This window comes from Rhodococcus sp. SORGH_AS_0303, assembly GCF_030819335.1.
GTDB lineage: Bacteria > Actinomycetota > Actinomycetes > Mycobacteriales > Mycobacteriaceae > Rhodococcoides.
Window position 1 is genome coordinate 1,894,253 of sequence record NZ_JAUTBO010000001.1, and the last position, 19,815, is coordinate 1,914,067.

Here is a 19,815-nt window from a genome sequence, read left to right on the forward strand (position 1 = left end):
TCCCATGAAGATCGAAGCGAAACTCTTCGAGATCCTGACCGGGTTCTTCATCCTCGTCGGAATCCTCTACGGCGTGTTCACCGGCTTCTCGCGGACCGGCATCGAGTGGGCCGGCCTCACCGCCATCGCCCTCTCGGCGGGCCTGACGCTGATCGTCGGAACGTACTTCCGGTTCGTCGCTCGTCGACTGGACACCCGTCCCGAGGACTACGACGACGCGGAGATCGCCGACGGTTCAGGCGACCTGGGCTTCTTCAGCCCCGGTAGCTTCTGGCCCATCATCCTCGCCGGATGCGCCGCCTTCATGGCCCTGGCGTTCGCGTTCTACGAGCCCTGGATGCTCGCGGTCGGCGCCCTCGCCATCATCGCCGCCGCAGCCGGACTGGTCTTCGAGTACCACGTGGGACCCGAGAAGCACTGACACAGCTCCACCCCGAACGCCCCCGGCCTGTGGTCGGGGGCGTTCGGCGTCGCTGGGGTGGGATAGCGCCCCTCCCTGGCGGGCTTCTCGCGCCTCCGGCGTTCCCGCACCCACGTTGCCGTCGCACATCGCACGTCGCCTTGCCGAGCAACGCGCATGCGTGACGCGACGAAGGGTGCGGGAACTGGTGCCCTGCCGGCCGCTCGCGCGATGATGACGACGTGTTCGAGAACTTCGACGAATCGATGATCGAGGTCGAGGCCGCGTCGATCCTCACCCGGCACTGCGGCGCGGGCGATCTCCCCGTGCTGTTGCTGCACGGGCACCCGCGTACGTCGGCGACGTGGCACCGTGTCGCCCCACTGCTGGTCGACGCAGGACATACGGTCGTCTGTCCGGACTTGCGCGGGTACGGCCGCTCGCAGGGCCCGGCGCCGACACCCGACCACTCCGCACACTCGAAGCGGGCGATGGCCTCGGACATGGTGCAGGTGATGGCCGCACTCGGGCACCGACGCTTCGCCGTGGTCGGACACGACCGTGGAAGCTACGTGGCCCTGCGCCTGGCCCTGGACCACCCGGGCCTCGTGGCCGCGCTGTCCCTGCTCGACTGCATCCCCATCAGCGAGCACCTCGACCGGGCGGACAGTCGATTCGCGACCCGATGGTGGCACTGGTTCTTCTACGCCCAGCCCGACCTCCCCGAGCGCGCCATCACTGCCGATCCCTCTTCGTGGTACCGCGGCGATCCGGCCCTCATGGGAGTGGAGAACCACCGTGAGTGGCTGACGGCGATCCACGATCCCGATGTCGTACGCGCGATGCTCGAGGACTACCGAGCGGGACTCACTGTCGACGCCGACCACGAACGCGCCGACCGAGCGCAGGGGAGGACGTTGGCCGTGCCGGTGCAGGTGCTGTGGTCCACACGGGACGACCTCGAGGAGTTGTATGGTGACCCGTTGACCATCTGGCGTGCATGGGCGCCGGGCGTCGTCGGGCACGGCATCGATTCGGGACACCACATGGCCGAGGAGGCCCCGCACCACCTCGTCGACGCGCTGCTGCCGTTCCTCGCCTCGGCGGAGCGGTGGGATTCAGTGCAGTAGCCCGCGCTCCACACGGTCCAGTGCACCGGATCTGCTGGGGCGGGGTGTTCGTGTGCAGTGATCCCGCGGTGGGCGCGGATCACTGCACACAAGAGTGGTGGGTGGCATCCCGATCCGCCGGCGCGGATCTCGGACTGCGCTGACACCCCGCCTCGCCGAGCGACGACGGGTGCGGGAACGAGCGGTGGGGGAGGGGACAGACGAAAAGAGGCGCCACCCGAGTGGGTGGCGCCTCTTCTACCGTTCAGCGGGTCGCTCAGTGCCCGTTGGACTCCGGTCCGTGACCGTTGCCGTTGGACGAGCCGTTGCCGTTCGAGTGGCCGTTGGACGAGCCGTTGCCGTTCGAGTGCCCGTTGCCCTGCGACAGGATCTTCGCCTGGTAGGTGCGGAGCATGGTGAGCTGATCGTGCTCACCCTCGTGCGACAGACGCTCGTGCAGCCGGTGCTCCTCGTCCGAGTCCGGAGTGAAGATGCTGCCCGAGCCGGGCTTGCCGGCGGAACCGAGCTTGTTCATCTTCTTCGGGATCGCAGCACCCTGGTACTCGAGCGAGATCGGGTGGCCGTGATCGTCGACCGGGCCGAGGGGCTGGTGGATCTCGACGTAGGCGCCGTGGGGCAGACGCTTGATGACACCCGTCTCGATGCCGTGCTCGAGCACCTGGCGATCGCTGCGCTGGAGACCGATGCAGAAGCGGTAGGTCAGCAGGTAGACGATCGGAGGCAGGACCACGAGGCCGATGCGGCCGATCCAGGTCATCGCGTTCAGGGAGATCGAGAACTTGTACGCGATGATGTCGTTGACGCAGCTGAGCGTCAGGACCACGTAGAAGGCGATCGCCATGGCGCCGACCGCGGTACGCACCGGAACGTCGCGGGGACGCTGCAGCAGGTTGTGGTGAGCGTCGTCCTTGGTGAAGCGCTTCTCGATCCAGGGGTACGCGATCATGATCGCGAACACCGCACCCATGATGACGGCGACCCAGAAGACGGCCGGGACCATGTAGTTGCCGATGTAGAGCTCCCACGCGGGCCATAGTCGAGCCAGGCCGTCCGTCCACATCATGTAGAAGTCGGGCTGTGAGCCGGCGGAGACCTGCGACGGGTTGTACGGGCCCAGGGCCCACACCGGGTTGATCTGCAGTACTCCACCCATGACCGCGAGGACACCGAAGGTCATGGCGAAGAAGGCGCCGGACTTGACCGCGAAGACCGGGAGGATGCGGACACCCACCACGTTGGTCTCGGTGCGGCCGGGGCCGGGGAACTGCGTGTGCTTCTGGTACCAGACGAGCGCGAGGTGAGCCGCGATGAGCGCCAGGATGATGGCGGGCAGGAGCAGCACGTGCGCGACGTACAGGCGCGGGATGATCAGCGTGCCGGGGAAGTCACCGTTGAAGATCAGCCAGTGCATCCACGTTCCGATGACCGGGATGGAGATCGTGATGCCTGAGAACGCGGCGCGCAGCCCGGTACCGGACAGCAGGTCGTCGGGGAGCGAGTAGCCGAAGAAGCCCTCGAACATCGCCAGGATGAGCAGCAGCGAGCCGATGACCCAGTTCGCCTCACGCGGGCGACGGAACGCACCGGTGAAGAAGATGCGCATCATGTGCACGATGATCGAGCAGGCGAACAGCAGAGCTGCCCAGTGGTGGATCTGGCGGATGAACAGACCGCCGCGCACCTCGAAGGACAGGTCCAGCGTGGTGGCGTACGCCTTGGTCATCTCGACACCGCGCAGGGGAGCGTAGGCGCCCTGGTAGGTGGTCTCCGTCATGGAGGGGTCGTAGAAGAGGGTCAGGTACGTACCGGACAGCAGCAGGATGACGAAGCTGTACAGCGCGATCTCGCCCAGCAGGAACGACCAGTGGGTGGGGAAGACCTTGTTGATCTGACGACGCATACCCGCTGAGAGGTGATAGCGGGAGTCGACGTCCTCGGCTTGCTTCGCAGCGAGCGTGGCGATGGATGGACTCATCGTGAACCTTCCGATGACGACGCAGCAGAAGCGCTCTCCTGCTCGTGTACTCCGGCCGGACGTTCCCAGTAGGCGGGTCCGAGCGGCTCGATGAAATCGCCCGCGGCGACGAGGTAGCCCTCGTCGTTGACCGTGATGGGCAGCTGCGGAAGAGCGCGGGCGGCCGGTCCGAAGATCGGCTTGGCGTACTCCAACGCGTCGAATTGCGACTGGTGGCACGGGCACAGGATCCGGTTGGTCTGCTGCTCGTACAACGATGTGGGGCACCCGAGGTGGGTGCAGATCTTCGAGTAGGCGAAGTAGTCGCCGTAGTTGAAGCTCTCCTGGCCCTTCCGCTTGATGGTGCGGTCGGCGTCCTCGGTACGCAGACGGATGAGCATGACCGCGTTGCGGATGCCCTTCAGTGCGTGCGAGAGCTCCTCCTCGTTTCCACGCTCCGACTCACGGAACGGGAAGACGGTCTCCATGGCGCCGGCGTCGAGATCCTCCGGGCGGACGAGAACGATGTCGTCGACGCGTCCGGTGTAGCGACGCAGGTAGACGGTCTCGCCCTCGTAGTTCGGCGTCCAACCCGAGACCCAGAGCGAGGACTCGTCGCCCTCGGCCCACGGGTTCTTGATCAGACCGCCGAGCGGGAGGATCGACATGACGCCGAGCGCGCCGCCGCCGAAGACGAGGCTGCGCTTGATCATCTTGCGTCGACCCAGCGTGGAGGTGTCGAAGGAGTCGCTGAGTTCGGCGACGACCGTCTTCTTGTCCACCTCGCTCGATCCACCGTCGTGGCGGTCCTGGATGGACACCTCTTCGGGAATGAACTTCTTGGTGAACTGCACGGCGCCGACTCCGACACCGATGATCGCGAGACCCATGGTGAGACCGATCAGCGGTGTGTACAGGCTGTACAGCCCATAGCTGTCCTCGCCCATGCCGGCGTACTGCCACGGCCAGAACAGGTAGATGGCGATGAAGGCCACGGCCGACACACCCGCGAGGAAGAACCAGAGGCTGACGCTGCGCTCGGCGCGCCTCTCGGCCTTGGTTCCGGGGACGGGCCAGCGTGCGCGACGGAACGCCACGTCCACGTGGTCGAGGTTGGTGCCGAGTGCGACGAGCTCGTCGCGGCTCATGGCGGCCAGTTCCTCGTCCGTGTACTTGCGGTCCGGGTCGAAGCCCTCGGGGAACTTGTTCGGATCGCCGGGCACGCCGTCGTCCTTGCGGTTGTCGTCGCTCATGACCTCACTCCGATCCACAGTGCTGCTGCGACGACCGCTCCGATGCCGACCACCCAGATGGCGATGGCTTCCGTACCGGGGCCGAAGCCGCCGAGTCCGTATCCACCGGGAGGCTGCGTCTCGGAGGAGGACTTGACGTACGCGATGATGTCTTTCTTCTCTTCGGGCGTGAGCTGGCGGTCCGAGAACTTGGGCATGTTCTGCGGGCCGGTGACCATCGCCTGGTAGATCTGCTGCTCGTTGGCCGGGTCGAGGATCGGCGCGAACTTGCCCGAGGACAGGGCGCCACCGCGACCGGTGAAGTTGTGGCAGGACGCGCAATTGAGGCGGAAGAGTTCACTGCCGCGAGCGATGTCATCGCCGCGAAGCGACTCCTGCGCGATCTCACCGTTGTCGGTGCGCACCACCGTGGGTCCGCCGCCGTTGGCCTGGATGTAGGCGCCGAGGGCGTCGACCTGCGACTGGTTGTACTTCGGGGGCTTCCGCTCGGCCTGGGCCTCGTTGCGCGCCATCGGCATGCGACCGGAGGAGACCTGGAAGTAGACGGCTGCTTCGCCGACTCCGATGAGGGACGGTCCGCGGTCCTGGACACCCTGGAGGTTGGCGCCGTGGCACGTCACGCAGGACGTGTCGTAGATCTGCTGGCCTTCGCGCACCATGGCCGCGCTGTCTTCCTGCGCGGTGGCGACCTGAGCGTCGGGGGTGAGGGCTGCGGCGAGGAAGCCCGCGCCGACGAGGCCCATGAACAGCGCCATGGCGCCACTGACCCGGCGACGGGTACGACGCTTGCGACGCGCCTTGGTCGCCGAGGCGTCCGGCGTACCGGCGGACACGACGGTGCCGTCGTCGTCGGGAGTGGCGGGGGGAGAGGAACTCATCTGTATCCCTTGTCGTGTCGGGACGGCTTGTCGGATGCGACCGATGAGGCTGTCATCGGGTATTCGACGCCTGCTCGGTCAGCGGATGAAGTAGATCGTCGCGAACAGCGCGATCCAGACGATGTCGACGAAGTGCCAGTAGTACGACACGACGATGGCGGCGGTGGCCTGGGCCGGCGTGAACTTGCTGACCAGGGTGCGGGCGATCAGGAAGACGAAGGCGATCAGACCGCCGATCACGTGCAGGCCGTGGAAGCCGGTGGTGATGTAGAAGACGGAGCCGTAGACGCTGCTCGAGATCGAGGTGCCCTCGTGAACGAGGTGGTAGTACTCGTAGCCCTGGCCGGCGACGAAGAACGCGCCCATGGCCAGAGTGATCGTGTACCAGCGGCGCAGTCCGAACACGTCGCCACGCTCGGCGGCGAACACGCCCAGCTGGCAGGTGAAGGACGATGCGATGAGCACCGCGGTCACGGGGACGGCCAGCGTCAGGTTGAGCTCGGTCGGCTCCGGCGGCCACTGGCCGGGAGCGGCCTGAGCCCGCGCGACGAAGTACATCGCGAAGAGGCCTGCAAAGAACATCAACTCGCTGGACAGCCACACGATGGTGCCCACGCTGACCATGTTCGGTCGGTTCAGCGAGTGGACACGCTGGGTGATGGCGGATCCCGAAGTACCTACTGCGCTCGTCACATCGAGAAGTATGACTCGTCGTAGTACGGATGGCATAGCCGGGGCGGTATTGGCGAGTCGAGCATCGTTCGCGCGCGCGTGACACAGAATGCCTCCTCGTGGTCCGGTCGGCCCGTCTTCCTGGACTTTCTGTTCAATAGTACTCGTCCGTGCACGTCGGACCGGGTTCCGTCGACCCCCGCGCCCGTGATGTATCCCGCACGCCGGAGTCTCGACCCGAGCTTCAGACTCGATGGCTCCCGAGCGACTCCGGGACCGGTTCCGGCGGCATCTGGCACTGTCGTGACATGACTTCGGGCTCTGGTCGTGGGCGGACACGGTGGTGGCAGCGGCTGTTCGGCCGGGCGGCTCCGGAGCCCCTCGACCCCACTCGCACCGACCTCGTCGTGGTCGCGTCGTGCTTCGACGACGTGGAGGCGTGCTCGACGACCCTCGAGCGCGCGGCGCACACGGACCCCCTCTGGTCCGCGGACGACGACGTGGTGTTGCGCCACCACCTGCTCCTCCCCGCCGATCAGATCGCCGACGCGGTGTCGGTGGCGGCGCAGGACGGATACAGCGAGGCGACCGCAGGTCCCATGGCGCAGACTCCCGGGCATCTGCCCGGCGGTGTCTCCGACGCGACCGTCCTGGTGCTGCAGCGGGTGCAGGTGCTCGACGCGCTGCACTGCTCGCAGGAACGGTCACGGATGGCGGGGTTGGCCCAACGGCGCGACGGGGTGGTACTGGGCTGGGACGCCCTCCAACCGGCTGCCGAGGACGCATCGCCGGAGCACTAGGCTTCCCGCTCATGAGCGCTGGGGATGGCACGCGTACATGGGCACAGGTCCTCGGGGCCCTGGCATCACGCCAGGACCTGACGGGTGCCGACACGGCGTGGGCGATGGACGAGATCATGTCGGACAACGCCACCGCGGCCCAGATCGCTGCCTTCGGTGTCGCCCTCAAGATGAAGGGCCCCACGTCGGACGAACTGCGCGGACTGGCCGACTCGATGCTCGGCCACGCCAAGCGCGTGCCCGTGGACGACGACGTCGTCGACATCGTCGGTACGGGCGGCGATCGGTCCCACACGGTGAACATCTCGACAATGGCGTCGGTGGTCGTGGCGGCCGCGGGAATCCGGGTGGTCAAGCACGGCAACCGGGCCGCCTCGTCCAAGAGCGGCGGAGCCGACGTGTTGGAAGCGCTGGGCGTGCGTATCGACCAGGGACCGGAGCGGGTCGCGGCGAGTGTCGCCGAGCTGGGCATCGGGTTCTGCTTCGCGCCCGTGTTCCACCCGGCGCTGCGCTTCGCTGCGGCGCCTCGCAAGGAGATCGGCATCCCCACGGCCTTCAACGTCCTCGGGCCGCTGACGAACCCTGCGAGTCCGCGCGCCGGTCTGGTGGGATGCGCGTTCGACGATCTGATCGACGTCGTCGCGGGCGTGTTCGCGGCGCGCGGCAACTCCGTCCTCGTGGTGCGCGGCGACGACGGGCTGGACGAGATCACCACGTCGACGACCACCTCGGTGCGCATCGTCCGGAACGGTGTCGTCGACCACGCGGTGCTCGATCCACGCGATCTCGGTATCGAGCGGGTGTCCCTCGACGCCCTCCGAGGCGGGGACGCCGCACACAACGCGGACGTGGCGCGTCGGGTGTTCGGCGGCGAACGAGGCCCCGTGCGGGACGCGGTGCTGCTCAATGCAGCAGGTGCCATCGCGGCGTTCCGCGGCGTCGACGGTTCGCTCGAGGACGCGATGGCCGGTGCGTTGACGACGGCAGCCGCCGCGGTGGACGAGGGAGCCGCTCAGACGCTGCTGACGCGATGGGCGGCGTTCACGTCGGCCTGAGTCACTCGCCGATGGAGAAGCCCGCGTCGACGTCGGCGCTCGAGTAGGACTTGAACGCGATGTGCGTGTCTGTCCGCACCACGCCGGTGACGCGGTTGACGCGCTCGGTGATCACCTCGGCGATCTCCTCGTGCGTACGCACCTTGACCACGGCGATCAGGTCGACGTCGCCGGCGCACGAGTACACCTCGGACACACCCGGTACGTCGGCGACGGCACGCGCGGTCTCCGGAATGGAGTGCACCTCGGCGTGGATCAGAACGATGGCGGTGATCATGGTGAACCTTCCGAACTGTCGTGAGAGGGCGAACTGCGGGTCAGCCTAGTTCTCGGCCGTGCGGTCATCCCCAGGCCATCGTGCGTTCCTTCTCGCGGCGTCCGACGTCGCGCACGGCGGCGCACCACTGTGCCCATCGCCCCGCTCCGTGCGCCGGTTCGCACCATCCGTCCGTGGTGTCGACGATGCGGACGCCACCCGACTCGAGCCACCGCGCGATCAGCGCCACCTCCTCCGGCGTGGCACCGCGTAGGGGAGTAGCGTCCGGCACGACGGTCTCCGCACCGGCGACGAGTGCTTCCACCACGGGCATGGGCGCGACGCCGCGGCGGGAACGACCGGCACTGGCGAGACGTCCGTGCCGGACGACGACGAATTCCCACCCGCCGTCGTCGGCGCGGCGCGCGGCGATCAACTGCTCGATGGCCGCGAGTGCCTGCAGCCGCTGCACCGACCGCAGGGCCGTCAACAGGGTGGCCGCGCGGTCGCGCAGGCGGGCCGCGGACTCGAAGAGCAGATCCTCGGACAGTGCGTCGATCCGGGCGGCGACGGCATCGAGCACCGCTGCGTCGGCACCCTCGGTGAGAGCGCGGAAGGCGACGGGCGCGTCGGCGTACTCCTCGGGAGTGAGCGGGCTCGCCGTCGCCGCCGTGCATCCACCGACGGCCTCGGTGGAACAGTCGTGCACCGCCGAGGCGGCGATGCGGTGGGTGCAGGAGCGCAACCGGGTGTGCTCGGCGACGAGAGCGGCGGCCTCGGCTGCCGCCCCGCGAACGGAGAACGGTCCGAGCGCGCCGGGCGCCGGTGTCCGGACGATGGAGATGCGCGGGAACGCCTCGCTCGTCAGGGTCAGCCACCAGCCCTTGCGGGGGTACTTCGATCGACGGTTGTACGGGGGCGTGTGCGCACTGATGAGCCTCAGTTCGCGCACGCCGGCCTCGATGGCATGGCTGCACTCGACGTGGTCGACCCGGGTCGCGAGGGCGACCATCTCCTTCATGCGTCCGCGGGTCTCGGATCCCGTGAAGTAGTTCCGTACACGGCGGTGGAGGTTCCGTGAGGTGCCGACGTAGAGCACCTCGTCGGACGGTCCGCGGAAGAGATAGACACCGGGGGCGTGCGGAAGGCCCGCCGCGAGCGTGCGTTTGGCGCGGTGCGCCGAGGACACCGTCGGCAGGTAGTCGACGAGTTCGGCGTAGCTGTGGACGCCCTGGTTGCCCACCCGTTCGATCAGCCCGTGCAGGACGTCGACGGTGGCCCGGGCGTCGTCGAGTGCCCGGTGGGTGGGCCTGGTGGACACCTGGAAGAGGGTGGCCAGCGAGGACAGCTTGACCGACGGTGCCTCGTCGCGCGTGAGCACCCGCCGGGCGAGCGTGACGGTGCACAGCACCCGGAACGACGGCCACGCCAGATCCATTCGCGTCGCCGCCGCGCGGAGGAACGCGGTGTCGAAGCGCGCGTTGTGCGCCACCAGCACGCTGCCGCGGGCGAACTCGACGAAGGTGGGCAGGACCCGCTCGATACGAGGGGCGTCGAGAAGCATCGCACCGGTGATGCCCGTCAACGCGACGATGGCGGGCGGAATGGACCGGCCCGGGTCCACGAGCGTCGCCATCTCACCGATCACCCGGCCGCCGCGAACCTTGACGGCACCGATCTCGGTGATCGCGTCCTCGCCCGGTCGGCCTCCGGTGGTCTCGAGGTCCACCACCACGAAGGTCGTGTCCCGCAACGACTGGTCCAGTTCGTCGAATGCGAGCTGCACACCGCGTGCATGCCCCGACACCACAGTCGCCCCATCAGTCACGTGCGTCACCGTAGGTGGTCCCACCGACAGGAACCCGGTCCGTCCACGACGAGCACGCCGTGTCGGTGCACGTCGTTAGCGTCCGTTTCCGAGGCGTGATCGAGCGTCGGATCGGGTGTGATCCGGGCTGAACATCACGGCGAGAGACCGTGAACCACAATGAGACGGAGATCACATGATTGTCGATTGCGGCGAGTGCACCGTGCGCGGAGACGCGTGTTCGGACTGTGTCGTCTCGGTGTTGCTGGGGGTGCCGGGCGTGCCCGCGGCGTCGGCCGGCGGCCCGCGTGACACCCCCTTCGCCACGCGCAGAATGCGTCTCGAGCAGGACGAACAGGAGGCGATGGCCGTGCTGGCGGAGGGCGGGTTGGTGCCCCGGTTGCGGTTGGTCGGCAGAGAAATTCCCTCGCCGCAGGAGACCGGCCACGACCGACCCGCTGCGGGGCCGGAGCACGCCGCGGGGTGAGTCGGACCGTGATCGTTTCGCGACACGAGTCGGCTGGGCTCGACATCGGGGATGCCGTTTCGTAATCTTTCCGAGACATTGCGGAGTCGAGCAGAGCCACCAGGGACTGCGCCGCAAGGTCACCGCCTAATCGGCCACCTCTTCCGGGTGGTCGTACCGGGAACCCACCGTTACACCGGGGTGAATCCCGTCGCAGTCGCACCAGCGGCTCGTCGGGTAGGGCTGATCTTCCCAGCCCGAACCCGTCAGCTAACTCGGTCGGCGGATATCAGGAAGAAACGGAGCACATCTTTTCGTGGCGAAACACCGCAAACCCAGCACTGCCTCGCGGCCGGTCCGCAATGTTCTCGTCGCCGGCGCGCTCACCGCAGGCGCTGTCGCCATCCCCGCCGCCCCCGCCTTCGCGGCACCGGTGGAGATCCCCGGTATCGGCACCTTCGAGGTCCCGGACCAGATCCTGAGCCAGCTTCCCCCCATGCCGCAGGTCCCCGCGCTTCCCGGCCCGGCCGCACCGCAGTCCAGTGCCGCGCAGGTCGCCGTGCAGGCAGCCGAGAGCAAGGTCGGCGCACCGTACGTCTACGGAGCCGCAGGCCCCAGTGCGTTCGACTGCTCCGGTCTCATGAAGTGGGCGTACCAGCAGGCCGGTATCGAGCTTCCCCGCACGAGCTACGACCAGGCCGCGGCCGGCGTGCCCGTCTCGCAGGCGGATCTGAAGCCCGGCGACGTCGTGTCCTTCTACGGCGGCTCGCACTCCGGTATGTACGTGGGCAACGGCAACGTCGTCCACGCGTCCACCGAGAGTCAGCCCGTCAAGATCGCTCCGCTGTCGTCGATGCCCTTCGACGGCGCACGTCGCTACGCCTGACGCAGCGACACCGTCGCTCGACACCCTGACGCCGCACGAAACCGATCGCCCGGTCGGTTCCGTGCGGCGTCAGTCGGTGAATCCGCCGTTTTCGACGGGTTCTCGGGCTTCGTGGACAGAACCATCGTTCGCGTCGTAATCTTTCCGTGACGTCCTCGGCCATCATCCGCGCCGCCGAGCGACCCGGACTCGTCCAGATCGGAGAACCGTTCATCGTGCCGTCATCGGTCCACCCCCGCGTTCGTCCCACTTCTCGTGCGAGACTGCGTGGACTGGTGATCGCGAGTGCGATGACAGCGGCGATCGCCGTCCTCCCCGTTGGTCCCGCCGGCGCCGACCCGGTTCCCGGCGCGTCCGCCTCCGAGGCGGTCACGAAGCTCACCGATCTCTCGCGCGAGTCCGAGCAGACCACCGAGGCGATGCACAACGCCCAGATCGAGCTCGACGCGAAGCTCGCCGCCCAGCAGGAGGCGGACGCTCGACACGACGCGGACCGTGCCGCTCTCGACGCGGCCACGGCGCAGATCGACACGGTGCGGCCCGCCGTCGACAAGATCGCCCGTGCCAACTACCAGGGCGCTCGGACGAACCGGCTCTTCGCGGTCATGGTCAGTGATTCCCCGCAGCAGTTGCTCGACCAGATGTCCGCTCTCGACATCATCTCCACCGACGCGGCCGCCACCGTCGGCACGTTCCGGGAGGCCAGCGACGCCGCAGCGGCAGCCGAGGCGGCGTCACAGCAGTCCGCCGACGCGGCCCGGGTGGCCACGGAGCAGGCGAAGGCTGTCAGCGACGACCTGCAGGGCAAGCAGAGCCGTCTGCAGAGCGAGATCGCCGATGTCGTCGCCGCGTTCGGTTCGCTGTCCGACACGGAGAAGCAGGGGCTGGCCGGCGCCGCGTTCCCGCCGGGCTTCGATCCCTCCGCCATCCTCGGCGCCCTCCCGCCGGGATCGCAGGCCGGAGCACTGTCGGCCGCGTTCACGCAGATCGGCAAGCCGTACGTGTGGGGTGCGACCGGCCCGGACGGGTACGACTGCTCGGGCCTCGTGGTGTGGGCCTACAAGCAGATCGGTAAGACTCTCCCGCGGTCGAGTCAGGCGCAGGCCGCCGGCGGCACCCCCGTCGACAAGGCGAACCTCCAGCCCGGCGACGTGGTCCTGTTCTATCCCGACGCATCGCACGTGGGTCTCTACGCCGGTAACGGCAACGTGGTCCATGCATCGACCTTCGGTGTTCCCGTTCGTGTCGAGTCGATGGCATCGTGGCCCTTCTACGGCGCTCGCCGCTACTGACGGTCCGCGCCCTGGCGGCGCTGGGCCTGGTTCTCTCCCTTCTGGTGGCGTGTTCGCCGTCGGCACCCGACGAGCAGACGCCCACGACGACTGCGGGCCCGGACGCCCGCACCGTCGGTGTCACGGCACTGCTCGACTCATGGACGGCCGCACTCCGCTCCGACGACGAGGCCGCGCTGCGCGAGTTGATCGACTCCGACGCTGACCCGGGATTCGCTGATCGCGAGATCGCCCGCGCGCAGGCGCTGCGCGGTCTGCCGCTGTCCGACTTCGGCTACGAGATCACTCCGGGTCCGGAGACTCCGGTGCCGGTCGATCGGGCGGATGCACTCGCGGCCACCGAGGTGTGGGCGCCGAACGTCGCACTGCGCTACGCCTGGGCCGACGCCGACATCGGTTCCACGAGTCGCGACATCGCACTCGTCGTCGCTCGTCGGGGCGACACGTGGCGTCTGGTCTCCGATGCCGACCTGCCGCAGTACGGGCGCACCACGTGGCGTGGCCCGTGGGACTTCGGGCCGGTGGTCACGGAGCGGGTCGCCACCGGGTCGACCACGTCGCTCGTCGTGGGTCACGAGGCGCAGCGCGCCTTCATCGACGACCTCGCCGCGGAGCTGCCCTCCGCGGTGGCGGCCGTGACCGAGTTCGCCGGGCTCGGATGGTCGCGCCGCGCGGTCCTGACGGTCACCGGTTCCGATGCCGAGTTCATCAGTGCGGCAGACGGATTCACGTCCACCGATGTCGCGGCCTCGACGATCGCGGATCCGGTCCGCGGGGGCCTGGTCACCGGCCAGCGCATCGTCTTCGGCCCGACTGCGCCGGACCGGCTCACCGACTCGACCCGCCGCACCGTGCTGCGCCACGAGCTCACCCACGTGGCCATGCGCGCGGTCACCGGGGAGGACGCGCCCCTGTGGATGCTCGAGGGTTTCGCCGACTACTCGGGCTATCGAGGCTCGGGACTGTCCTTCGACGAGATCGCGCCCACCCTCGCGGCCGTGGTCCGCGCGGCGGGACCGCCCAGGGTCCTCCCGGAGGACTCGGACTTCGCCGCGGGTGGCAGTCGCGGATCGATCGCGTACGAGTCCGCCTGGTCGGTGGCCTCGTTCGTCGCCGACCGGTTCGGGGAGCCGGTGCTCCGGCAGCTGTACGACCGTTTCGCGGCCGGACCGACCGATCCCACCGTGACCGACTCGGTCTTCTCGGCCACGCTGGGCTTCGGCACCGTCGACTTCCTCGCGCAGTGGGGGCAGTGGGTGGCGGAACAGGCCGCCGGGCAGAGCTGACGGCGGTCTCCGTCTACGGTGGTCCCATGCGTCGAACGCTGCTGGTGACCAATGACTTTCCTCCGCGGCGCGGCGGCATCCAGTCGTATCTGCACACCTTCGCCCAGCTGTTGCCCGCGGACGAACTGGTGGTCTACGCACCGCGGTGGCGTGGCGACTCCCACGTGCGGTTCGACGCGGAGCAGCCCTTCGAGGTGGTGCGGCACCCGACGACGTTGATGCTTCCGACACCGGCCGTTGCCCGTCGGGCGGCCAGGCTGGTGGCCGACCGACAGTGCGACACGGTGTGGTTCGGGGCCGCTGCTCCGCTCGCCGTGCTCGGACCGCACCTGCGCCGTGCCGGAGCCGAGCGTGTCGTGGCCTCCACCCACGGTCACGAGGTGGGCTGGTCGATGCTGCCGGCGGCGCGGCAGGTGCTCGGTCGTATCGGCTCGACGGCGGACGTCGTCACCTTCGTCAGCCGTTACACGCGGGGCCGATTCGCCGCGGCCTTCGGGGCGGACGCGGCCCTCGAACACGTGCCGCCGGGGGTCGACTCGACCGTGTTCGCGCCCGACACGTCGGCACGGGAGACACTGCGCGCGCGCTACGGCCTGGGTGATCGGCCGACCGTCCTGTGCCTGTCGCGGTTGGTGCCGCGCAAGGGACAGGACATGCTGATCCGGGCGCTACCGGGGATTCGCGCGGAGATCGACGGGGCCGTGTTGGTCGTCGTCGGCGGCGGTCCGTACGGCGACACCCTGCGGGCTCTGGCGCAGTCGTGCGGGGTGGCGGATCACGTCGTGTTCACGGGGTCGGTGCCGGCCGAGGACCTGGCGGCACACCACACCCTCGCCGACGTGTTCGCCATGCCGTGTCGCACCCGCGGTGCCGGTCTGGACGTCGAGGGCCTGGGCATCGTGTTCCTCGAGGCGTCCGCGTCCGGCGTGCCGGTGGTCGCGGGCCGGTCGGGTGGAGCGCCGGAGACCGTCGTCGAGGGCGTCACCGGCACAACCGTCGACGGCACCTCGGTCGACGACGTCCGGCGCGCCGTCGTGGACGTGCTGTCCGATCGTGACCGCGCCGCGGCGATGGGGGCCGCGGGACGCGAGTTCGTCTCCACCGAGTGGCGGTGGGACGACCTCGCCGCCCGACTGGCTCACTTGCTGTAGATGGCCTCGATGTCGCTCGCGTAGGACTTCTGGACCACGGCGCGCTTGAGCTTCATCGTCGGGGTCAGCTCGCCGCCCTCCTCGGTGAAGTCCGCCGGCAGGATCCGGTACTTCTTGATGGACTCCGCGTGCGAGACCGTCTTGTTGGCTTCGGCCACGGCAGCATCGATCTCCGCGACGAGGTCGGGATCCTTCGTCAGGTCGGCGACGGTGGCGCCCTCGTCCTTGCCGTTGCGCTGCTTCCAGCCGGGGAACGCGTCGGGATCGATGGTGATGAGCGCGCCGATGAACGGCTTCTGGTCACCGACGACCATGGCCTGACCGATGAGCGCACTGGCCCGCAGCGAGTCCTCGAGGCCGGCGGGTGAGACGTTCTTGCCACCCGCCGTCACGATGATCTCCTTCTTGCGCCCGGTGATGGCGATGAAGCCGTCCTCGTCCACGGCGCCGAGATCGCCGGTGTGGAACCACCCGTCGGTCAGCGCCTCGGCGGTGGCGTCGTCGTTCTTCCAGTAGCCCTCGAAGACCACGCCGCCCTTGAGCAGGATCTCGCCGTCGTCGGCGATGCGGACGGCGTTGCCCGGCAACGGCTTTCCGACGGTGCCGATGCGCTGTTCGTCCGGCGTGTTCACCGCTGCCGCGGCGGTGGTCTCGGTCAGGCCGTAACCCTCGTAGATGGTCACACCGATGCCGCGGTAGAAGTGCGCGAGGCGCTCACCCAGCGGGGCGCCGCCCGAGATGGCGAGTTCGCACTGCCCACCGAGCGCTGCGCGAAGCTTGCCGTAGACCAGACGGTCGAACACAGCGTGCTTGGCGCGCAGCACGATCGACGGGCCACCGGTGTCCCGCGCCGCGCTGTAGGCGACGGCGGTGTCGGCGGCCGCGTCGAAGATCTTGCCCTTGCCGTCGCCGTGAGCCTTCTGACGCGCGGTGTTGTACACCTTCTCGAACACGCGCGGGACGCTGAGGATGAAGTGCGGTCGGAACGAGCCGAAGTTGTCGACGAGGTGCGGGATGTCGTGGGTGTGCCCGAGTGTCGCGCCCTGGTCGAAGGCGGCGATGGACACCGCACGTGCCAGCACGTGGGCCATCGGCAGGAACATCAGGGTGGTGCGTCCCTCGGTGAGCATGCGGCCGATGGAACTGGCGGCGATACCGCGGGACTCGGCGATCAGGTTGGAGTGCGTGAGCACGCAGCCCTTCGGCCGTCCCGTGGTGCCGGAGGTGAAGACGAGCGTCGCCGGGTCCGAGGAGCGCAGCGCCGCGACGCGGTCGGCCACCGTCGCGTCGGTGATCTGGGCACCGGCGTCGGTGAGGACGTCGATGGCGCCGGGCCGCTCGGCGGAGGCGTCGATCTGCAGTACCGTCGCGACACCCGGCAGCACGGGAAGGATGTCGGTGAGGATGTTCGTGTGGGCCACCGTCTCGGCGATCATCGCGGCGGCGCCCGAGTTCTCGAGGATCCACCGCACCTGGTCCGACGACGACGTCTCGTACACCGGAACGGTGACGGCGCCGGCGGACCAGATCGCGTAGTCGAGCAGGGGCCACTCGTAGCGGGTCGACGACATGAGGGCGACCCGGTCGCCCTGCTTGACGCCGGATGCGATGAGCCCCTTGGCCACTGCGCGAACCTGGGCCGCGAAGTCCGCTGCGCGGACGTCCGACCACCCGTCGCGGGTGGCGCGGCGGTACACCACGACGTCGGGCCGGGTCTTCTCGTGCGCGAACACGGCGTCGACCACCGACGCGTCGTCCTCGATGGTGAATGGTGCCGGGACGGTGAACTCGCGCACGGATTCCTCCGATGTCGTAGCGGTTTCGGACGAGGCTTCACAGTAATCCTGTCCATTCCCCGGATGTCACCGGCACGTGCTCCTCGACCGAGGTCGTCGACGCCGTCGACGAGGGCACGTGGGATTCTGGTCCGCATGAGCAGTGTGCAGGTCGCCGACCAGACGTTCGTCGCAGCACGGGCCGAGGACGTCGCGGCGCTCGTGTCGGACACCCGTCGATGGCGGGCCTGGTTCCCGGGTCTCACCGTCACGGTCCAGGAGGACCGGGCCGAGAAGGGTGTCCGCTGGGTCGTCGGGGGACAGCTCCAGGGAACCATGGAGGTGTGGCTCGAGCCGATGCTCGACGGCGTCGTACTCCACTACTTCCTGCACGCGGAGCCGACCGACGGAGTGCAGGAACCGTCCACCCACCGCCGACGAGTACTGGGCAAGCAGATGTCGTTCGAGATCAAGGCGCTCCTCGAGGCCGGGCGGGCGGCGGGAGAACCGCCGGTCCCGGGGCTTCGGTCCTGACTCGCGGGTACTCGCGGCGACAGGAACCGACCCCGCCGTTCGGGCGGTGCCACCGGACGGTCGATCATGTGGGTACACGGACGCCGATCAGGTGACGGCACGCGGCGCGGAGGGAACGAGTTCCATGGCAGACAAGACCACGAAATCGATCGTCGTCGGAGCGGCGCCGGACGAGGTGATGGCGGTCATCGCCGATTTCCCCAGGTATCCGGAATGGGTCACCGCGGCCAAGTCGGTCGAGATCCTCGAGGAGGGGGAGTCGGGCCGGGCTCGCCGGGTCCGGTTCGTGCTCGACGCGGGCATGGTCAAGGACACCTACGAGCTCGAGTACGACTGGCGGCCGGACGGCACCGCGGTGTCGTGGACGCTCGTCGCGGGGGAGATGCAGAAGTCCCAGGTCGGGTCCTATGTGCTCACCGAGAAAGGTGCCGGAAGCACCGAGGTGACCTACGAACTGACGGTCGATCTCGCCATTCCCATGATCGGCTTGTTCAAGCGCAAGGCGGAGAAGGTCATCACCGACACCGCGTTGAAGGAATTGAAGAAGCGAGTCGAAGGCTGAGCGATCGCGTTCCCGAGACCGCCGCGCGGATCACGTTCGTCGTCGGAGCCGGCGGTGCGGGCAAGTCCACCGTCGCCGCGGCCCTGGCCGTCGACGCACACCGCGCCGGTCGGCGTGTGCTTCTCGCGTCCGTCGACGGCGCGGATCCGTCGGACCTGGTGCCCGACGTCGCCGTCGAGGTGCTGCGCATCGACCCCTCGGCCGTTCTCGAATCGCAGTACCGCCTGCTGACCACGGCTCTGGCGATGGCCGGACGCCACGACCACGGCGCCGGTCCGACGCTGCCGGATCCCGAGGAGCTGACGTCGCTGCCGGGCGCCGAGCCGCTCACCGCGCTGCTCGAGGTGGTGCGCGTCGCCGACAGCGGCGAGTGGGACGACGTGATCGTCGACTGCCCCGGACCGATGTCCTGGCGGGAGATCGTCGCGACCCCCGGAGCTGTCGCGGGGTACGTCGAACGCATCTGGCCACGTCATGCCCGCGTCGTGGCCTCGACGGGCCAGGACGTCCGCGCGGCCGTCCTGGTGGAGCTCGTCGATCGTGTCGTGGCGGCGGCGACGTCGGTCACCGCCGTGCTCGAGGACGACGGACGGACCTCTGCGGTCGTCGTCTCGCGTCCGACCGCGCGGTCCTTCGCAACGGCGCGAGAGCTGTTGGCAGTCACCAGTTTCCACGGCGTCCGCGTCGATCGTGTGGTGGCCGTGGGGGTGATCCCGGACCTCGGGGCCGGGGCGCCGTCGTCCGTGCTGGGCACGCATCCCGGCGTGTTCTGGATGGACCGGGCGCACGCGGAGCATCGCGCGGCGCTGGCGGAGTTCCGCGGCGCGGTGGGCGACCTCCGCGTCGACGTCGTGTCGGCCCAGCCCACCGAGCCGGTAGGGTCGACTGCTCTGGGGGCCGTCGCGGCCGACCTGAACGGGCAGGTGGCGGCCGGACACGGCGGCGCGCTGCCCGCGCTGTCGCCGCGGGTGCGGCACGAGTCCGGGCAGGGCCTGGACTCGGTGTACGTGATGGACGTCCCGCTGCCGTTCGTCGACACGGACTCGGTGGCGGTGGGTCGGGTGGAGGACGACGTGATCGTGAGTGCGCAGGGCAGTCGACGACGACTGCGGTTGGCGTCTGTGCTGCGTCGGTGCGTGGTCACCGGTGCCGGCGTCGACGACGGCGTGCTGTCCGTGACCTTCGCCCCCGACCCGGCGTTGTGGCCGGAGAACCTGCAGAAGGCGGACGTACCGGGGGAGTCCGGCGATGGATGAGGGCCGGCGGGACCTGGCGGCCGAGCTCCGGGTGCTGGCCGAGTTGCTCATCGACCGGGTCGAGCCGGTGCTGCGCCGCCTCGACACCGAGGACGCGCCCGAGTGGCAGGGCTGCTCCTGGTGCCCGTTCTGCGCTCTCGCCGCTGCCCTGCGCGGGGAACGCCACGATCTGCTGACGCTGGTCACCGGTGAGATGGACGGTCTGATCGACGTGCTCCGGGACTTCCTGCAGACCCACGGTTCGGGGCGACACACGCCCGGCGACGCGGAACGAGCCGACGCGCCGGAGGGCGCTGCGCCACCCGTCGTTCGCCCCGCGAGCTATCAGCCGATTACGGTGACCAGGACGCGTGAACCCGACCCGGCACGCAGACCCGATCGCGACCGGTGACACCGGTCGCC

20 protein-coding genes and 1 riboswitch are annotated in these 19,815 nt (G+C 69.0%); of the genes, 13 read left to right on the plus strand and 7 right to left on the minus strand.

Annotated features, from left to right (window positions below; translation table 11 throughout):
- The first annotated feature begins 4 nt into the window (after positions 1-4).
- Positions 5-421 carry a cytochrome c oxidase subunit 4 gene (locus QE449_RS08970; protein ID WP_027505813.1) on the plus strand — a complete coding sequence of 139 codons (417 nt, stop codon included), beginning with the start codon at positions 5-7 and terminating at the stop codon, positions 419-421.
- 221 nt (positions 422-642) lie between these two features.
- The gene (locus tag QE449_RS08975) at positions 643-1,530 is read left to right on the plus strand and encodes an alpha/beta fold hydrolase (RefSeq protein WP_307108674.1); all 888 of its coding nucleotides are present in this window, start codon (positions 643-645) and stop codon (positions 1,528-1,530) included.
- Between the two features lie 256 nt (positions 1,531-1,786).
- Here QE449_RS08975 and QE449_RS08980 read toward each other — a convergent pair whose 3' ends face one another.
- The 4 genes from QE449_RS08980 to QE449_RS08995 all read right to left on the minus strand — a co-directional run bounded on the left by QE449_RS08980 (position 1,787) and on the right by QE449_RS08995 (position 6,308).
- Positions 1,787-3,505, minus strand: a complete 1,719-nt coding sequence (locus QE449_RS08980; RefSeq protein ID WP_307108675.1) for a cytochrome bc complex cytochrome b subunit — start codon at positions 3,503-3,505, stop codon at positions 1,787-1,789.
- A complete protein-coding gene (locus QE449_RS08985) occupies positions 3,502-4,737 on the minus strand; it encodes a ubiquinol-cytochrome c reductase iron-sulfur subunit (RefSeq protein ID WP_307108676.1) in 1,236 nt (411 codons plus the stop codon). The genes QE449_RS08980 and QE449_RS08985 overlap by 4 nt, the downstream gene beginning before the upstream one ends.
- Positions 4,734-5,615, minus strand: a complete 882-nt coding sequence (locus QE449_RS08990; RefSeq protein WP_027505814.1) for a c-type cytochrome — start codon at positions 5,613-5,615, stop codon at positions 4,734-4,736. Before QE449_RS08990 ends, QE449_RS08985 begins: the two co-directional genes overlap by 4 nt.
- Before the next feature lie 78 nt (positions 5,616-5,693).
- Positions 5,694-6,308 carry a heme-copper oxidase subunit III gene (locus QE449_RS08995; RefSeq protein WP_027505815.1) on the minus strand — a complete coding sequence of 205 codons (615 nt, stop codon included), beginning with the start codon at positions 6,306-6,308 and terminating at the stop codon, positions 5,694-5,696.
- A gap of 287 nt (positions 6,309-6,595) precedes the next feature.
- On the opposite strand from QE449_RS08995, the gene QE449_RS09000 reads away from it, so the two are divergent.
- Both QE449_RS09000 and trpD read left to right on the plus strand, forming a co-directional pair.
- Entirely contained in the window at positions 6,596-7,087 is a 492-nt protein-coding gene (locus QE449_RS09000; RefSeq protein WP_027505816.1) for a hypothetical protein, read from the plus strand.
- Positions 7,088-7,098: 11 nt separating this feature from the next.
- Positions 7,099-8,142 carry an anthranilate phosphoribosyltransferase gene (gene trpD, locus QE449_RS09005; RefSeq protein ID WP_222638377.1) on the plus strand — a complete coding sequence of 348 codons (1,044 nt, stop codon included), beginning with the start codon at positions 7,099-7,101 and terminating at the stop codon, positions 8,140-8,142.
- Position 8,143: 1 nt separating this feature from the next.
- On the opposite strand, the gene QE449_RS09010 is transcribed toward trpD, so the two are convergent.
- Positions 8,144-8,419, minus strand: coding sequence for an Lrp/AsnC family transcriptional regulator (locus tag QE449_RS09010; RefSeq protein ID WP_027505818.1), 276 nt, complete (start codon positions 8,417-8,419; stop codon positions 8,144-8,146).
- A 64-nt stretch (positions 8,420-8,483) separates the two neighbouring features.
- Positions 8,484-10,226: a DEDD exonuclease domain-containing protein gene (locus QE449_RS09015; protein WP_231476318.1), complete on the minus strand. Its 1,743-nt coding sequence runs from the start codon at positions 10,224-10,226 to the stop codon at positions 8,484-8,486.
- Positions 10,227-10,401: 175 nt separating this feature from the next.
- Here QE449_RS09015 and QE449_RS09020 point away from each other — a divergent pair, with 175 nt between their 5' ends.
- The 5 genes from QE449_RS09020 to QE449_RS09040 all read left to right on the plus strand — a co-directional run bounded on the left by QE449_RS09020 (position 10,402) and on the right by QE449_RS09040 (position 15,286).
- A complete protein-coding gene (locus QE449_RS09020) occupies positions 10,402-10,692 on the plus strand; it encodes a hypothetical protein (protein WP_307108677.1) in 291 nt (96 codons plus the stop codon).
- A 113-nt stretch (positions 10,693-10,805) separates the two neighbouring features.
- A riboswitch (cyclic di-AMP (ydaO/yuaA leader) is annotated at positions 10,806-10,971 on the plus strand.
- A gap of 16 nt (positions 10,972-10,987) precedes the next feature.
- Positions 10,988-11,557, plus strand: a complete 570-nt coding sequence (locus tag QE449_RS09025; protein WP_027505820.1) for a C40 family peptidase — start codon at positions 10,988-10,990, stop codon at positions 11,555-11,557.
- A gap of 290 nt (positions 11,558-11,847) precedes the next feature.
- Positions 11,848-12,849: a C40 family peptidase gene (locus QE449_RS09030; RefSeq protein WP_307109697.1), complete on the plus strand. Its 1,002-nt coding sequence runs from the start codon at positions 11,848-11,850 to the stop codon at positions 12,847-12,849.
- Positions 12,819-14,135 (plus strand): hypothetical protein, encoded by a 1,317-nt coding sequence (locus tag QE449_RS09035; protein ID WP_235578979.1) that lies wholly within the window; start codon positions 12,819-12,821, stop codon positions 14,133-14,135. The genes QE449_RS09030 and QE449_RS09035 overlap by 31 nt, the downstream gene beginning before the upstream one ends.
- 26 nt (positions 14,136-14,161) lie before the next feature.
- A complete protein-coding gene (locus QE449_RS09040; RefSeq protein ID WP_307108678.1) occupies positions 14,162-15,286 on the plus strand; it encodes a glycosyltransferase family 4 protein in 1,125 nt (374 codons plus the stop codon).
- Here QE449_RS09040 and QE449_RS09045 read toward each other — a convergent pair.
- Positions 15,274-17,082: a long-chain fatty acid--CoA ligase gene (locus tag QE449_RS09045; RefSeq protein ID WP_285185486.1), complete on the minus strand. Its 1,809-nt coding sequence runs from the start codon at positions 17,080-17,082 to the stop codon at positions 15,274-15,276. The two genes, QE449_RS09040 and QE449_RS09045, sit on opposite strands and share 13 nt — an antisense overlap.
- 135 nt (positions 17,083-17,217) lie before the next feature.
- Here QE449_RS09045 and QE449_RS09050 point away from each other — a divergent pair, with 135 nt between their 5' ends.
- From QE449_RS09050 to QE449_RS09065, 4 genes are all read left to right on the plus strand, one after another.
- Positions 17,218-17,595 carry a hypothetical protein gene (locus QE449_RS09050; RefSeq protein ID WP_027505825.1) on the plus strand — a complete coding sequence of 126 codons (378 nt, stop codon included), beginning with the start codon at positions 17,218-17,220 and terminating at the stop codon, positions 17,593-17,595.
- Between the two features lie 124 nt (positions 17,596-17,719).
- Complete coding sequence (locus QE449_RS09055) at positions 17,720-18,157, plus strand: SRPBCC family protein (RefSeq protein WP_027505826.1); 438 nt, start codon at positions 17,720-17,722, stop codon at positions 18,155-18,157.
- A gap of 29 nt (positions 18,158-18,186) precedes the next feature.
- Positions 18,187-19,413 carry an ArsA family ATPase gene (locus QE449_RS09060; RefSeq protein ID WP_268788588.1) on the plus strand — a complete coding sequence of 409 codons (1,227 nt, stop codon included), beginning with the start codon at positions 18,187-18,189 and terminating at the stop codon, positions 19,411-19,413.
- The gene (locus QE449_RS09065; RefSeq protein WP_307092422.1) at positions 19,406-19,804 is read left to right on the plus strand and encodes a hypothetical protein; all 399 of its coding nucleotides are present in this window, start codon (positions 19,406-19,408) and stop codon (positions 19,802-19,804) included. The genes QE449_RS09060 and QE449_RS09065 overlap by 8 nt, the downstream gene beginning before the upstream one ends.
- Positions 19,805-19,815 lie beyond the last annotated feature (11 nt).

Bases quoted from the DNA above. Each gene is read 5' to 3' on its own strand.
- QE449_RS09030 (WP_307109697.1), top strand. From the start codon at position 11,848: ATGACAGCGGCGATCGCCGTCCTCCCCGTTGGTCCCGCCGGCGCCGAC.
- QE449_RS09010 (WP_027505818.1), bottom strand. From the start codon at position 8,419: ATGATCACCGCCATCGTTCTGATCCACGCCGAGGTGCACTCCATTCCG.
- QE449_RS09050 (WP_027505825.1), top strand. From the start codon at position 17,218: ATGAGCAGTGTGCAGGTCGCCGACCAGACGTTCGTCGCAGCACGGGCC.
- QE449_RS09065 (WP_307092422.1), top strand. From the start codon at position 19,406: ATGGATGAGGGCCGGCGGGACCTGGCGGCCGAGCTCCGGGTGCTGGCC.
- QE449_RS09000 (WP_027505816.1), top strand. From the start codon at position 6,596: ATGACTTCGGGCTCTGGTCGTGGGCGGACACGGTGGTGGCAGCGGCTG.
- QE449_RS09020 (WP_307108677.1), top strand. From the start codon at position 10,402: ATGATTGTCGATTGCGGCGAGTGCACCGTGCGCGGAGACGCGTGTTCG.
- QE449_RS09040 (WP_307108678.1), top strand. From the start codon at position 14,162: ATGCGTCGAACGCTGCTGGTGACCAATGACTTTCCTCCGCGGCGCGGC.
- QE449_RS09055 (WP_027505826.1), top strand. From the start codon at position 17,720: ATGGCAGACAAGACCACGAAATCGATCGTCGTCGGAGCGGCGCCGGAC.
- trpD (WP_222638377.1), top strand. From the start codon at position 7,099: ATGAGCGCTGGGGATGGCACGCGTACATGGGCACAGGTCCTCGGGGCC.
- QE449_RS08980 (WP_307108675.1), bottom strand. From the start codon at position 3,505: ATGAGTCCATCCATCGCCACGCTCGCTGCGAAGCAAGCCGAGGACGTC.
- QE449_RS08985 (WP_307108676.1), bottom strand. From the start codon at position 4,737: ATGAGCGACGACAACCGCAAGGACGACGGCGTGCCCGGCGATCCGAAC.
- QE449_RS08990 (WP_027505814.1), bottom strand. From the start codon at position 5,615: ATGAGTTCCTCTCCCCCCGCCACTCCCGACGACGACGGCACCGTCGTG.
- QE449_RS08970 (WP_027505813.1), top strand. From the start codon at position 5: ATGAAGATCGAAGCGAAACTCTTCGAGATCCTGACCGGGTTCTTCATC.